This is a genomic window from Melioribacteraceae bacterium (assembly GCA_030584085.1).
GTDB lineage: Bacteria > Bacteroidota > Ignavibacteria > Ignavibacteriales > Melioribacteraceae > SURF-28.
In genome coordinates this window covers 3,251,287-3,267,202 of the sequence record CP129490.1, presented here as the reverse complement: position 1 = coordinate 3,267,202, position 15,916 = coordinate 3,251,287, and the positions used below count along the sequence as shown (strand labels likewise).

Sequence of the window (15,916 nt, the reverse complement as noted above, 5' to 3'; positions counted from 1 at the left end):
CTATTTATTTTCATCCATTAATGCATTGTAAAGCATATTTGCAATTTTTTCTGCACCCTGACCGTTGAAGTGAGTGTAGTCTTTAAATGCTAAAGGTGGGTTAGCGTCAACCCATTTGGGCATTGAATTTAAGCCACCCATTGCTTCAAACATATTCCAAAAGGCAACATTTGCTGTTTTAGCAATATTCATTTGTGATTTTAATAATGTGACGACTGCCGGATCGGTTACAAATTGTGAGCCTTTTCTAACACTCTTATCATGTGCACTAATCATTAGTATAGAAGCGCGAGGGAACGCAGATTTTAAATGATTTACAACAGCTACCATTTCTCTTTCATACCAATCATAACGAGACGTTACAGAACCTGCTGCATTTAAACCGAATTCTAAAATGATTAAATCATAATCCAATATTCGGGCAAAATCCTTTAATACATCGGCTGGAATATTTTTTAAATCAACTCCGGAATTACCACGTAATGGAAGATTATCAATATAAACACCGTTTCCGCCTTCTAAACTTGCACCATAAAAGTATGCTTGTTCGTTTGTAAATTCTAGTCTTAGCTTACTAGCATTTTTTCCAACTTCAACAACTGATTCCTGGACTCCATTTCCTGGTTTTAGTTTGATTGTACCATTTGTAGAGCCGTCAATGGTGTATTTTACTTCGGAATTTTTTGCATGGCTATAAAATAATCTGAACTTAGTAAAGCTTTTTACAGTTCTATATCTTCTGGAAGTTTCGAATTCTACCCAGCTATTTCCTTGAGGGATGAAAATCTCACCGCTGATACCAACCGGTAAATTTTTTGGATTGTTCGAATAAATAGCGGCTGTTTCCCAATTATTTGAAAATCGTTGAGAAGTGGTTTGTCTAAACTTTGTGTCCTGTGAAGTTAAACCAAGGAAGCCAACCCCTTCACCACCAAATTTTCGTTGGAATTCTTGGCGTAAATCCGCAGTTACAAGGTCTCCTTCAATCATAGAATCACCGTAGTGTGCAACACGCACAATTTTTGATTTAGAATTTTTCAATTGATTGAAAAAGTTTTTTAACTGAGCTGTGTTTCCTCTAATCGGCTCATTTTTGCCTTGCGGAGAAGGTGAGAAGAAATAAAAATCTTCGCCAAGTTCACGAATAATATTTTCAATTCCCATACCGGCAAGATTAACTTGATTATTCTTGAGTTCTACATCAAAACTCGAATCATGTGATTCTGAAGAATCATCTGTATTAAAGAAATCATCTTGCATTTCGAAGTAATCGTCATCGTAGTCAAATTCTTCATCCGACTCTGATTCTTTTGTCAAATCTGAAAAAAGATCTACAGTATGTAATTTTAATCCCATTATTTCATAATCGATTGGTACATACGAAAAACCAAGTAATAGAATGGTTGCTATTAATAGTAATTTAAGTGTATCTCCGGCACGATTTTCTTTCATTGCTGCTCCTCTCTCTCTTTATAAACCTAATTTTTTTAAAGTCTCTTCGACTTCGCGTCCCCAAATTTTATAACCGGCTGCATTCAAGTGCACACCATCATAAGTTAATTCGGACCGAAGGAAATTGCCTCTACTCATAAGTGAGTTAAGGTCAATGTATTCAATATTATTTTTTGCTGCATAATTTTTAAGCAAGTTATTTAGTCTATCGACTTGAATATTTCTTTCGGCGTTCACTTCGGATGCATTTGCTTCCGGATTATTTGCCGCGAGCCAATCTTTACCCCAATCACGTCCGGCATAAAGCGTACTTTGGATTACAACAGTAATTCCATTTCGCTGAAGGCGTTCAATTACTTTCTGATAATCTTCGAAAATTGTTTCAACCGGAATCCATTGATAAAGATCGTTCAGTCCACCAAGTACAAAACAAACTTTTGGTTTTAATTTTGTGACATATGTTAAACGATTGTAATACCCGGATAGTACATCGCTCACAATTCCCATTTCCGTTACGTCGTTTCTGCCTAACAACATATTCCAATCTACACCGTGCGTTAGTGAATTACCCAACATTACAACTTTTGTATTAACGGGTTTATAAATTTTATAGAATTCAATTTGTCTTTGATAGATCGGATTTTGGAGATAACTGTATGTTGATTGAGCTGCTAAATTGCTAAATAAAAAAATATATGAGATGATAAGGAGGAATTTTTTCATAGAAAGTTTGTCTCTTTTGGGAATAAACTTGCTTTTAGGTACTTAAAATAAATAGACTCCATGTAAAAGTAAATAAGTAATTTATGATGACTCTGTTAATGTAAAAAATCAACCAGAACTCATAAATGCTTTAATGCTAATAAATTGTGGAGTTGTCTCTTTGTAATTCTAATATGAATCAAATAGAATACCAAGATGCAAGGCTGTAAATTTGATCGAAATTCCCATCAAATAGAAAAAGTAGAAGGAGATGGAGTATCTCAATTATAGACAGTGTGTACTTTTATTAGATCGAAGATAATCAACTTTCCTCTTGGGGAATTTGTCCATCCGATCTTTTGTCCTCATTTAATTGTCTCTCAAAAGCAGAAATTTTTGTTTGTAATTTTTTTTCGAGAGCAATTAACTGAGAAATTTTTGCAGCGTATTCTTCTTTTTCGATTTCCTTTTTTGCGGTTTCGCTTTTTAGCTCCTGCAGATTTTGTTTTGCGGTTTCAACTTTCTCTTCTAATTCTTCTGCCAATTTTTCATTTTTACTCAGCTCCTCGGTAATTGCGGTGTTTCTATTTTCTGCTTCGGAATAATTCTTACTTATTTGATCAATCAACTGTTGAAGATCTTTTTCAAGTTCATCGCGCTGCTTGTGAAGTGCTTCGTTTTCTAGTCGAATCCTGTTTATGTCAAGACGGAGTTTGTTCTCTTTGTTGTTCAATCGCTCAACATTTTCGAACAAATCATTTTGTTGTTCTTTTAGTGAGTTTAAGAATTGCTCGGCGGCAGATCGTTCACGCTGCATAACTTTATTTAGTCCGGAATACTCTGCAATTTGGGCAGTCTTATCCAAAAGCAATTCTTCTTTTTCACGAAGTTCTTTTTCTTTATCAATTACTTGTTGTTTTAATTTAGACAGGCGAGAACTTGAATCTTTAATTTCATCGGCAAATTTCTGAATTGTTTCACTAAACTTGTTCTCAATTTGTAACTTGTTTTCTTCTATATCAAATTTTCTACTTTCCATTTCGTTAATTCGTGTTTTTAAAGTAGAAAGTGCCGCGGATAATTTTTCTTCTTCTTCTCTTCTTGCAAGTGTTGTTTCGTTAATTTCATTCTTTATTGTCTCTGCTCTTCTTGTTTCTTCATCAAGAGTTGCCTTCTTTTCCTTCAATGTTTGTAAATCTGTTTCAAGTTTTTCCAATTCTTCTTTATGAAGAGAAATGCTTTCTTTTATCGAGCTTAGTTCAATTTGTTTTGTATTTAGTTCGCTTACATATTCTTCTCTTTTAGAATTGTATTCGTTAAAAAGAAGATCTTTTTCGGCAAGCTGATTGGTTAGAACCGATAAGCTTTTTTCTAAGTTTAGCTTGATCTCTTCTATTGCGGAAAGTTTTTCATCAAAGTTTTTTATTGTTTCATTTTTTTCATTTTCTTTATTGCGAAGAGAAATTAGTCTTTCTTCGATTTCTTCTGCTTCTTTTTTAAGTCCGGAAATTTTTGATTCTATTTCACCGATCTGATTTTCAAATATTTCGTTTTGTTCTTGATGTTCCTTGAAAGTTCTCTCAACAGTTTCGTATTCTTCTTCTTTTGCTTCTATTTGATGAATTATTCTAGATTCTTCCTCTCGAAGTCCGGCAATTCTTTGTTCAAGTTCCGAAAGTGCATGAGCTGTGGTTTGCTGCTTTTCGTGTTGTGAAGCTATTTCAGTATTAAGCTTGGTGAGTTCATCTTGCTTGTAAGAGATCTCTTCGGTAAGCCATCTGTTTCTTTCTTCTTGATCTTCTTTAATCTGTTTATACTTTGTACTTTCTGCTTGATATTCTTCTACAGATTTTTGAATACTTTCTCTTAATTCTTCTAATTCGGTAATGTTTGTCTGAAGAACTTCGAGTTCAATTTTCTTCTCGCCGATTTGGGCTTCCAATGTTTTAAGCATGCTATCGGATTCTTTTTCTTTTTGATTTGTTTCCGATAATTCTTTGCGAGCTTTTGACAACTTTTCATCGAGTTCTTCAAGACTGCTGTACTTATCCAGTACGGAATGAAGCTTATTCTTTAATTCATCATTTTCTTGAATAAGTTTGTCAGCGCTTTTTTGACCTTTTGATAGAATGCCCATTTTTTTACCTCGGTCTATTGAAATAACTAATCATATAATTTATCAAAATTACTTCATATATACACTAGTTCATATGTCTTCAATATAAAATTCATTAGAATCCTTTTATTCTGTAAATTTGCTTTCCCTTTTATTTATGGAAAACCTAAAACGACATATTAATGAAACCGTTAAACTAGCTGTGCCTGTTTCCATTGGACAAATTGGGCATATAATGATGGGTGTTGTTGATAGTTTAATGGTTGGTCAGGTTGGTACGGTTCCGCTTGCGGCTGCCGCATTGGTAAACGGATTGTTTTTTCTAGTACTTGTTCTAGGTATCGGAATGACGATGGCAATTACTCCGCTGGTTGCCATATCAAAAGGTGCAAACAATGTTGACGATTGCGGAATGATACTCAGACAAGCATTGCTTGTTAACATGGTCTTCGCTCTTCTATTACTTGCAATGATTTTTTTCGGGGCGGATTTAATTCAATATATGAATCAACCTCCGGAAGTAGTTGCCGAAGCGCGATCTTATATGAAAATTTTAGCGTTGTCTGTAATCCCGTTTTTATTATTCCAAGTTTATAGACAATTTCTCGAAGGTATAAGTGTTGTTAAACCTCCGATGATTATTGCAGTTCTCGCAAATCTTTTTAATGCATTTAGTAATTGGTGTTTGATTTTCGGTAATCTTGGATTTCCGGCACTCGGACTAGATGGTGCCGGAATTTCTACATTTCTTACAAGAACTATTATGGCGTTTGTTCTGATGTTTTATGTAATTAATTCAAAAAAATTTGCGATTTACAACCCAACTCTTAAATATAAGACCATCAATTTAAAAGTAATTAAAAAAGTTATAGCTATAGGACTACCGAGCGGGTTACAATATTTTCTTGAAGTTGGTGCGTTTTCGTTTTCGGCTATAATGATCGGATGGCTTGGAGCGGTTCCTTTAGCGGCACATCAGATTGCGATTAATTTAGCTTCGGTTACATATATGATTGTTCTGGGAATTGGTGCTGCGGGAACAATTCGTGTCGGTAGTGCGCTTGGTCAACAGGATTACAAGAATATGAGACGAGCAGGATTTACCGCTATCGGAATTGCCATCTCATTGATGTTCTGCTTCGCCATAATTTTTATAGTACTAAGAAATTTTCTTCCGACTTTATATGTTGATGATATCCCGGTTATAGAACTTGCTTCAACATTACTAATTGTTGCCGCATTGTTTCAATTATTTGACGGTACTCAAGCGACAGCTATCGGGGTGCTTCGCGGTTTAACCGATGTAAAAATTCCTTTAATAATTTCATTCGGAGCTTATTGGCTTCTCGGAGTTCCTGTAGGTTATATTTTGGCATTCACATTTGAACTCGGAACTATGGGAATTTGGTTAGGTTTTTTGGTTGGACTTGCTTCCGTTGCAATTTCTCTTACAATGAGGTTTAATCATCTTTCAAAAAAGGAGCTATCCGTTTAACTTTCTTGAAATTCTTCCTGTATCTGATTTGGTCGAAGAGTTTTTATTGAGATTATGTATGTCGTCACACCGATTGCTATGACTAGTAAAAGTATTTTTACCCAAACTAATTCAACGGCAAAAATTGCGGAGTAACCGATAAATAAATTCAACATAATTATTGCAATAAACTTTGCTCTCAGCGGCATACCTCGGTGTTCACGATAATCTCTTATTAATTTGCCGAATTGTTTGTTGTTCAACAACCAGTTGTAAAACTTATCTGAACTTCTGGCAAAACACGCTGCAGCTATAATTAGAAAAATTGTTGTTGGCATAACCGGCAGAAATAATCCAATTACACCAAGGGTTACAAAAAACCATCCCGCGGTAATCAATAACCATCTAACCAATCTATTAGAATGAATTTGTATTTTATCCGACATAAATAATCCTATTCAACAACTTCCAAATATCCGGCAGTTATTAGGACTTCATTTTCATTATAAATATTGAACTTATACTGACCCGGTTTACTAAATGTATATTTGAAAAAAACATAATCCCAAGAGGGAGTTAAAGCATATTTCTTTGACTCTATAAATTTATCGTATTCAATTGAGCGAGTTGGTTTTTCCCAAATATCAACAACAAATATTGAAGACTGTATGGAACTTTTTGTATCTATAAATACATGTACTGTTCCATCCAATTTAGAAAGAGACATTTTCCTAAATGTATTAATCGGTTTACCAGCTATTACTCTTTCGCAAAATTTTATTTTTGTTCCGTCATAATACAGTGAATTTTTAGTCTGCCTATTCTGTAAATAATCACTTTCCACTTGAATTGTAACTGTTGATGCAACAATCTCTTGTTTGTTTTGGTTCACTACATAAACTTTATATTTACCAGGCTCGGTAAATTTATAGTTGTAAGCAAACCATGTTGCATCATCCTTCACATTTACTGCTTTGCTGTCAAAAGGTCGATACTCCCCGTCAATAAGTCGATCAAGAAAGAGGTAATTCAAATGTGTTTCAAAAGGTTTATTTTCATTATTAACAAGGACATAAACCAAACTGCCCCATGGCTTAATTGACCAAACATTGCGAGCATCTATAGGATCACCTTTTTCCGTATGGCTGTTGCAGAAATAAATCTCTTGTGAAAACGAGATTGTACTCGCAAAAATTAATAATATGATCAGTAATCTTTTTATCATAACCTTTTACAGAAAAGAGTCTAAATATAAGGAATGTTGCGGAAAATATGGGATTTTTGAGAATAAAAGGTTTTCGACTGCACAAGCGTGTAAATATTACATTCCTACTTCTGCCAAAAAGCCGGTGAGAAAATTATTAGTACTGTAAACAATTCAAGTCTTCCCATCAGCATCAAGAAGGATAAAACCCACTTGCCGATTTCAGGTACATTCGCAAAATTAAGTGTAGGTCCGACAGTTCCGATACCGGGACCAACATTACCAAGAGATGTTGCCGAAGCACCGATTGCACTTAAAAAATCCATCCCGATCAAAGACATTACCAATGTTCCGAGAATAAAAATAAAAATATAGAAAAGAAAAAATGCCAGAACATTTGAAATAATATCGGAAGCAATTGTGCCTTTATTAAACCTGACCGGAATTACAGCACGCGGATGAATCAATCTCTTAAGTTCGCTAAAGCTGTTTTTAATTAAAACAAAATGACGAACCATCTTAATACCGCCGCCTGTGGAACCGGCACTTCCGCCTGTAAATAATAGTAAAAAGAATAATACTTGGAAAAACGGACCCCACAATTCGTAATCAGCGGTAACATATCCGGTTGTGGTTATAATAGAAACTGTTTGAAATAATGCATCGCGAAAAGTTTTTTCTACACCAGAATATTGTGAAATAAATAATCCGGCAATTACAACTAATGTTACTGTACCTATTAGTTTTAAGTAGAATTTAAATTCGTCATTCTGTGTAAATACTTTAAAATTCTTGTGCAGAAGATGATAGTGAAGAGTAAAATTTGTTCCCGCAATGAACATAAAAATTATCATAACATAATGAATAAAAGGAGAATCATAAGCAGCAATACTTGCTTGCTTAGTTGAAAATCCGCCCGTTGCCATTGTTGTGAAGGAATGATTTACTGCATCAAACAAGTTCATTCCGCCTAGTAAAAGTAAACCGGTTTGTACCAATGTAAATAAAACATAAATTCCCCATAATCTTTTGGCTGTTTCTCTAACTCGTGGATGAATTTTATCTTTTGTTGGACCCGGAACCTCTGCAACAAATAACTGCATTCCTCCAATGCCCAACATTGGGAGTATTGCAATTGATAATACTATCACGCCCATACCACCTAACCATTGAGTCATGCTTCGCCAAAATAAAAGTCCGTGTGGAAGTTCTTCAATATTATTTAATATGGATGCACCAGTTGTTGTAAATCCCGACATGGTTTCAAAGAAAGCATCGGTATAAGAAGGAATTGCGCCATGAACTACAAAGGGTATTGCACCGAACAAAGCCATCATAATCCATGTTAGCGAGACCATTATGTAACCATCCCGTTTGTAGATTTCCTTTTTATGATCACGAGTTGCTAAGACAAGCATCAATCCGATAAACGATGTACCTAATCCACACGCAATAAGAATTAGGATATCATTAGCACCGTAGTAAATTGAGAAGGGAATTCCCAACATCATGAATAATCCGTTGAGAATTAAAACAAAGCCGATAAAATTTAAGATGATTTTAATGTTTAGCATTATTGAAAATATTTTTCAACTTTACTTATATCGCTTGGAAGAGCAATAACTACAACTTTATCACCGGGTTGAAGTTGTGAATCTCCTACAGTTATGAACCCTTCGCCATCTCTTACATATCCGCCAATGATAGCATTTTTAGGAAATTTAAGATTCTTAACCGGGGCAGTTGTCACTTTTGAATTATCTCGTGCAATAAATTCTAAAACTTCCGCATCAATTCCTTGCAGAGATGCCAAGGTCAGAATATTTGATTTTCGAATAAAACGTGAAATATTACTTGCGGTAATTAATTTTTTATTGATAAGTGCATCAAGACCTATAGTTTGTGTTAAAGGGACATAATCAACATTGTCAACCAGAGCAACAGTTTTGGAAACGCCGAGATGTTTTGCCATTAGACAAGTTATGATATTTGTTTCTGCATCATTTGTAACAGCAATAAAAGCATCCATATCAATTATACCTTCTTGAGCAAGTAAATCAAGATCTCGTCCGTCTCCTTGAATTACCAAAGCTTTCTGAAGATGATCGGCTAGTTCAACAGATCTATCTTTTCCTTTTTCTATTATTTTGATATTTATTTCATCTTCTAAAAGTCTCGCGGCTTTACGACCGATTTTACCGCCCCCAAGTATCATTAAATTTTCAATCTTAGTTTTATCCTTACCGGCGAGTTCTAAGATTTTATCTTGTCCGCCCGGATTTGTAATTACAAAAATTTGATCGTTAGGAAGAAAGATATCATTACCGGAAGGAATTAATGTACGCATACCTCTATGAATAGCTACAATTCTATAGTTTAATGAATGATACTCCGAAGCTGTTTCGCGCATGGTCTTATGAATAACTTTTGCATTCTTATCAAGTTTTAAACCGATTAAGGTTAGTAATCCATTTTCAAATTCAATAACATCGGTAGCCGCTGCACGTTCAATCAATTTTACTAATTCAATTGCGGCTAAATCTTCGGGATAAATTAAATTATCTACACCAAGATTTTTGAACATATCCTTGAAATCGGCTGAGATATACTCGTCATTCGAAACTCTTGCAATTGTTCGCTTTGCGCCTAATTTTTTGGCAAGGATGGCTGTGTTAACATTAACTGCTTCGCTTGAAGTCACTGCCACAAGGAGATCGGTATTTTCAACATGAGCGGATTTTAAGATTTCAATGGAGGTTGATGAACCCGGAATTGTAAGTACATCGGAGTTTGAACCGATTCTATCGAGTCTTGCCCCATCAATATCAATGATTGTTATATCGTGTTCATCAAGAGAAAGCTGTTTCGCTAAATGATAACCAACTTCTCCTGCACCTGCAATAATTATCTTCATAAATAAATTGGTTTTTTAATCTTCCATAAAGTTAAGTCAGATAAAGTTATTATTCCAATTAAATTACATGCTCACAAATCGATTTTCGGCTGAAATCTTTGTTGTGTTCTCTATCAGAATAATTAGAAAATATCTACTTAATCAAGCTCAAAGAAATTCTTCCTTTTGGAATATCAACGCCAATAATTGTTACTTCAATAATATCCCCGACATTTAGCACTTCTATTGGGTGCTTTATGAATTTGTTTGCAATTTGTGAAATGTGAAGTAAACCATCTTGCTTTACGCCAATATCAACAAAGGCTCCGAAATCTACAACGTTGCGAACAGTTCCGGTTAATTTCATTCCTTCTTGAAGGTCTTCGATTTTAAGAACATCGCTGCGCAAAATTGGTTTAGGCATTTCTTCGCGGGGGTCACGACCGGGTTTCTTTAAATTTTCTATAATGTCTTCTAAAGTCGGTAATCCAACTTCAACTTCTTTTGCAATTTCAGATAAACTTTTTTGTTTGACAAATAAATCGAGCATTGAACCTTTTTTATTTATTTCTTTTGCACTGATGTTTGTCATTTCTAAAAGTTTTTCAGCTGCCGGATATGATTCGGGATGAATAAAAGTGTTATCCAATGGATTTTCACCATTCGGAATTTTCAAAAATCCAATTGCCTGCTCAAAAACTTTTTCACCGATGCCTTTTACATTTTTAATTTGTTCACGATTGATGAACTTTCCATTTTTATCGCGGTACTCAACAATTTTGCTTGCTGTGTTTTTTGTCAAACCGGATACATAGGTTAATAATGAAGATGAAGCCGTATTTACATCAACGCCGACATAGTTTACGCAGCTTACAACAACGTCATCCAATTTTTTGTTGAGTAATTTTTGATCTACATCATGTTGATACAAGCCAACACCGATTGATTTTGAATCTATTTTTACTAGTTCAGCAAGCGGATCAAGAACTCTTCTCGCAATCGATATGTTTCCTCGTTGAGATGCATCAAGATCGGGGAATTCATCTTTAGCAATTTTCGATGCAGAATAAACCGAAGCTCCGGCTTCATTAGTAATTAGATAGTGACATTGTAATTTATTCTCCGCAATTAATTCGGCGACCATTTGCTCCGTTTCCCGACTTGCGGTTCCGTTACCGATTGAGATTAACTCTACTTTGTATCTTTTAATCAGATCAACAATTGTTTTCTTTGCGCCATCCATCCTCTTTTGCGGCGGATGAGGATAAATTGTTTCGCCTTCTAAATACTTGCCTGTTTTATCAATTACGGCAACTTTACATCCCGAAACATATCCCGGATCAATTCCCATTATCATTTTATTGGTAAATGGTGGTTGTAATAATAATTGTCTAAGATTTGATGCGAAAATTTCAACCGCATGTAAATCGGCTTTTTCCGTTAGTTCACTTCTAACGTCTCGCTCAATTGACGGGAAGATTAATCTATCAAATGAATCTATTGTAACTTCATTGAGCAATTCTGTAAAATCGTTTTCGTCAGTCCCGAAAAATTTATCATAAATTTCCCCGGTAATTTTAGGATGATCAAAACTTAACACGATTTTAAGAAATTTTTCTTTTTCTCCTCTGTTAATGGCAAGAACTTGATAAGGTTTTATTTTTCTAATTTCGATTTCGAAATCGTGATAAATATCATAAACATCCTTCTTGTTTTTATCCAAATCTTCTTTCTTTGTATTTGATTTCTTTGAAATAATTTTTGCGTTATCTAAAAGATAATCTCTAACTAATTGTCTTACTTCGGCATTTTCAGAAATTCTTTCGGCAATTATATCTTTTGCTCCTTGCAATGCCTCTTCTGCTGTTGTAACTTCTTTTTCAAGGTTTATGTATTTCGCAGCTTCATCGGTAATGTTACCTTTGAAATGAGGATTGTTGAGTATGAAGTCGGCTAAGGGTTCAAGTCCTTTTGCAATCGCAATAGTCGCACGAGTTTTTCTTTTTGGTTTATAAGGAAGATAAAGATCTTCAACATCTCTCAATTTTTCAGCTTCTAAAATTTTGTTTCTTAAATCGGGAGTAAGTTTACCTTGTTCTTCGATACTATTTAAGACGGTGTTCTTTCTATCCTCTAATAGAATCAAATAATTTCTTCTATCTTCAATTTCTCTAAGTTGTTCTTCATCTAAACCGCCGGTATGTTCTTTTCTGTACCGAGCAATAAACGGAACGGTTGCACCGTCATCAAAAAGACTAAATACTGTTTTAATTTGTTCGGCTTTTAATTGTAATTCTTTTGAAATTTTTTCGACAATATTCATAGCGCCATTCATTTTTATGATGTGCAAATCAATAATAAAAGAAATTGCTTTTCAACTTGATTGTTATCTTTCTTTATTATGAGACTTTAGCATTGCTTTATACGGATATAATTGTAAAGAAAACCAGTCCAAAAAATTAATTGATCTTTCATCTAAATACCCCAACTCTTATATTGGGTGCAATTTAAATGGGAGTTTTTCGAAAATGAGAATGGGTGAATTATCGGTTTGTAAAAGAATAGATAAAGTTGGTGTTTCCCCAACAATGCGTGTTGCCGGTGAAGCTAAAGCGATGAAAGCACGCGGTGAAGATGTAATCGATTTAAGTGTAGGTGAACCTGATTTTCCTACACCGCAAAATATTAAAGATGCTGCCAAACGTGCTATTGATGAAGAGCATACAAAGTATACTATAAATTCCGGTTCGGTTGAATTAAGAAAAGCAATTCAACAGAGTTTAATACGAGACTATGATATAGAATATGCCTTGGATGAAATAATCGTTTCGAACGGGGCGAAGCAAAGTGTTTACAATACAATTATGGCAACCGTTCATGTTGATGACGAAGTTATAATTCCGGCACCTTACTGGGTTTCATATCCTCAAATGGTTACTCTTGCTCACGGTACACCGGTAATTGTTGAAACTACGGAAGAATCCGGCTTTAAATTAACTCCCAAACAATTAGTCGAATCAATTACTCCATATACCAGAGCGATGATTTTATGTAATCCTTCAAATCCTACAGGTTCGGCTTATACGAAAGATGAACTTCAAGAGATTGCCGAAATAATGTCAAAGTATCACATTTTTGTTATCGCTGATGAGATATACGACAAACTTGTTTACGATGATTTTAAATTCACAAGCTTTCCAACTTTAGGTGAAGATACAAAGAGAAGGACAATATTGATAAACGGTGTTTCAAAAGCATATGCAATGACAGGCTGGCGAATAGGTTACACTGCCGCACAAAAAAATGTTGTTGACGGTATTAATAAATTACAAAGTCATTCGACTTCTCATGCTTCGTCAATATCACAGCAAGCAGCAATTGAAGCTTTTATAGGTCCGCAAAATGCCGTTGAAGAAATGAGAAAAGAGTTTGAGAAAAGAAGAAATTACTTACATGCGGAATTAAATAAGATTGACGGAATTACCTGTAATAAACCTGAAGGAGCATTTTATTTATTTCCTAATATCTCAAAATTGTTTCACCGCAAATCAAATGTTTATAAAATTGAGCATTCTTTTGATTTCGCTATGCATTTACTTAAAGAAGCTCAAATTGCCGTTGTTCCGGGAAGTGCATTCGGTGCGGAAGGTTATCTGAGAGTCTCCTACGCAAACTCGATGGAAAATCTTGAAAGGGCGGTTGAAAGATTTAGGAAAGCTGTTGAAATGTTAAGCTGATTAATTAGCTTTGCATATAAGATTTAATAGCTGTATAAATTTTTTCTTTCGGCATTTCTTTTTCGGTCCAAAGTTCAAAAGATTTTGCACCTTGCTCAATAAACATTTTCAAACCATTCAGAGCAATTGCACCTTGTCCTTCGGCTATTTCCAACAATTTGGTTTTAAGCGGGGTATAAACAACGTCAAAAACAATTTGTTCTTTGTGAAATGATTCGGCAATTGTAGTTGCGGCATCATCAATGGCCGGTGTCATCCCAATCGAAGTGGCATTAACAATCAGTTTCGAATCCTTGAATAAACCTACTAAATCCGGGGGAAGAAGTTCGTAGGAATGAATTTCCTCGAATAACATTTTACTAATAAAGTATTCCTTTAACGACTCGGCTTTATCGGCAGTTCGGTTTACAATATTAATTTTACCAGGTTTAAAATCTTTAATAAGCGCATAGAGTACACTTCTCGCAGCACCGCCTGAACCTATTACAGTCACTGTTTGATTTACTATCTCATCTTTAAAAGGAGCAAGTGTTTCAATTATTCCGTGTACATCAGTATTGTATCCATGCAGGCTGCCGTTTTCATTAACCACAGTATTTATTGATCCAACAATTCCGGCTTCGTCTGAAATTTCATTTAGGTATTGACCGATTTTTTCTTTCAATGGAAGAGTTACGTTAACCCCTTTTATTCCAAGTGCAATCATTCCTTTTAAGGCTGTTTTTAAATTAGTAATTGTAACATCGAAAGGAAGATAGATGTAATTCAAATCCAGAATCTCAAAAGAGATATTATGCATTAACGGAGAGAATGAATGCCTGATGGGATGTCCCATCACTCCTACAATTTGAGTTGTATGATTAAACTTGTTTAATGATTGCATGAATTGAATAAATCAGTTTTCTTGAATTAGTTTATTAAAAAGTTTTGAAGTCTTAACTTCGGGATACTCTTTTGCAAAATCGTTTTTTATTGTCGGATCAAGATTAAACGCCGACTTTAAGCAAGAAATTGCTTCAGATGTTCTGTTTAGTAAAAAGAAAATTTTAGCTTTACCGTAATAACTATTTGCATGATTCGGTCTGAGATTCAAGCATTCTTCAAATGCAGCAAGTGCATCAAGCCAGCTTCCTACTTCAATATGAGTTTCGGCAAGTTTGAACCACGCATTAAAATTTTTATTATCAGCTTGAATAGCATTGATATAACAATTTATTGAGTCCTTTAAATGACCAAGGGAATATTCTAAATCAGCTTTCGCCGACCAAGCATCGGTTGGATTTGTGGTAATTGAAATAGCTTTGTTGAAATCTCTCAGCGCAAGCCTGTATTTACCAAGCATATCGTAGCAATAACCTCTCGCCAAATATGCTTCGTAATAATCTTCATCAAGACTAATCGATTTTGTGTAACTTTTTATTGCCATGTTCAGATCACCAAGGTCTTCATATGCTTGACCGATATTAAGAAATATTGATTCATCATAAGGATCAATTTCGGCTGCTCTTTTAAATGAAGACAGTGAGTCATTAATTTTATTCATATTTGCGTATGCAACACCTAAATTAAACCATGAGCTGGCAAAGTCATCTTTAAGAGCTATTGATAATTCAAAGCTATCTGCGGATTTTGCAAAATCACCCATTCTAATTTGTACAATACCTTTATTATACCATCCGGTAGGACTGTGCGGTTCTAAATCTAAAAACTTTTCATATACTTTTAATGCTTCATCAAGTTCATCTATGCTTTCATAGCAGTAACCGAGTTCATACCAAGATTCTGAATAAGAACTGTCGGCTTCAATTGCCTTCTTGAAATACTCGATCGCTTCGCGATAGTTTTCTTGTCTTTCATTAAGCAATCCTAAACTGAACAGCACTTCTTCATTGTTTGGTTCTAATTGAAGGGCTTTCTCAAGTGTTTCAACTGCATCCGGATAGAGATTTAAATTCTCTTCAGCGATGGATTTGTTTATTAATGTTTCGACGTCATTTGGATTTAATGAAAGCGATTTATTGAAAGCTACATATGCATTATCAAAATCAAATTTATTATTCAGCAACATCCCTTTGAACTGCCAAACTTCAGAGTTATATGGTGTAATATCCAATACTGCATCACATAAGAATAAACCGTCTTCAACAAAATCATACTCCAGGCAAAGTTCAATAGTTTCTTCAATGTTTTCTAAGTATGAAAATGTTTGACCGGTTGATACAATCTGCTTACATGAATTTACTTTTTCTTGAATGTCTTCGTCTTCGAAATATTGCTCATCATTGTTGTCAAAAAATTCTTCAGAATAGGGCATACAATTCCTTATTTAATTCGGAGA

The 15,916-nt window shown here is 34.7% G+C and carries 12 protein-coding genes; 2 read left to right on the top strand and 10 right to left on the bottom strand.

Features of this window, described 5'->3' with window-relative positions; translation table 11 throughout:
- The 3 genes from QY331_14715 to QY331_14705 form a co-directional block, all read right to left on the bottom strand.
- On the bottom strand, window positions 1-1,452 hold the full coding sequence (locus QY331_14715; GenBank protein ID WKZ69211.1) for a hypothetical protein: 1,452 nt from the start codon (window positions 1,450-1,452) through the stop codon (window positions 1-3).
- Window positions 1,453-1,470: 18 nt separating this feature from the next.
- Entirely contained in the window at window positions 1,471-2,175 is a 705-nt protein-coding gene (locus tag QY331_14710) for a GDSL-type esterase/lipase family protein (GenBank protein WKZ69210.1), read from the bottom strand.
- 301 nt (window positions 2,176-2,476) lie between these two features.
- Window positions 2,477-4,291 (bottom strand): hypothetical protein, encoded by a 1,815-nt coding sequence (locus tag QY331_14705; GenBank protein WKZ69209.1) that lies wholly within the window; start codon window positions 4,289-4,291, stop codon window positions 2,477-2,479.
- 136 nt (window positions 4,292-4,427) lie between these two features.
- On the opposite strand from QY331_14705, the gene QY331_14700 reads away from it, so the two are divergent.
- Window positions 4,428-5,765: an MATE family efflux transporter gene (locus tag QY331_14700; GenBank protein WKZ69208.1), complete on the top strand. Its 1,338-nt coding sequence runs from the start codon at window positions 4,428-4,430 to the stop codon at window positions 5,763-5,765.
- Here the strand turns inward: QY331_14700 and QY331_14695 are convergent.
- The 5 genes from QY331_14695 to QY331_14675 form a co-directional block, all read right to left on the bottom strand.
- On the bottom strand, window positions 5,762-6,190 hold the full coding sequence (locus QY331_14695) for a YbaN family protein (GenBank protein ID WKZ69207.1): 429 nt from the start codon (window positions 6,188-6,190) through the stop codon (window positions 5,762-5,764). The two genes, QY331_14700 and QY331_14695, sit on opposite strands and share 4 nt — an antisense overlap.
- Window positions 6,191-6,198: 8 nt before the next feature.
- A complete protein-coding gene (locus tag QY331_14690; protein WKZ69206.1) occupies window positions 6,199-6,969 on the bottom strand; it encodes a hypothetical protein in 771 nt (256 codons plus the stop codon).
- A 104-nt stretch (window positions 6,970-7,073) separates the two neighbouring features.
- A complete protein-coding gene (locus tag QY331_14685; GenBank protein WKZ69205.1) occupies window positions 7,074-8,522 on the bottom strand; it encodes a TrkH family potassium uptake protein in 1,449 nt (482 codons plus the stop codon).
- Window positions 8,522-9,862 (bottom strand): Trk system potassium transporter TrkA, encoded by a 1,341-nt coding sequence (gene trkA / locus QY331_14680; protein ID WKZ69204.1) that lies wholly within the window; start codon window positions 9,860-9,862, stop codon window positions 8,522-8,524. The genes QY331_14685 and trkA overlap by 1 nt, the downstream gene beginning before the upstream one ends.
- A 133-nt stretch (window positions 9,863-9,995) precedes the next feature.
- The gene (locus QY331_14675; GenBank protein ID WKZ69203.1) at window positions 9,996-12,164 is read right to left on the bottom strand and encodes a Tex family protein; all 2,169 of its coding nucleotides are present in this window, start codon (window positions 12,162-12,164) and stop codon (window positions 9,996-9,998) included.
- 205 nt (window positions 12,165-12,369) lie between these two features.
- Here QY331_14675 and QY331_14670 point away from each other — a divergent pair, with 205 nt between their 5' ends.
- Window positions 12,370-13,578 carry a pyridoxal phosphate-dependent aminotransferase gene (locus QY331_14670; protein WKZ69202.1) on the top strand — a complete coding sequence of 403 codons (1,209 nt, stop codon included), beginning with the start codon at window positions 12,370-12,372 and terminating at the stop codon, window positions 13,576-13,578.
- A gap of 4 nt (window positions 13,579-13,582) precedes the next feature.
- Here the strand turns inward: QY331_14670 and aroE are convergent, their stop codons facing one another.
- Together aroE and QY331_14660 are read right to left on the bottom strand one after the other, a co-directional pair.
- Window positions 13,583-14,461 carry a shikimate dehydrogenase gene (aroE, locus tag QY331_14665; GenBank protein WKZ69201.1) on the bottom strand — a complete coding sequence of 293 codons (879 nt, stop codon included), beginning with the start codon at window positions 14,459-14,461 and terminating at the stop codon, window positions 13,583-13,585.
- 12 nt (window positions 14,462-14,473) lie between these two features.
- Window positions 14,474-15,892: a tetratricopeptide repeat protein gene (locus QY331_14660; protein WKZ69200.1), complete on the bottom strand. Its 1,419-nt coding sequence runs from the start codon at window positions 15,890-15,892 to the stop codon at window positions 14,474-14,476.
- Window positions 15,893-15,916: the final 24 nt, after the last annotated feature.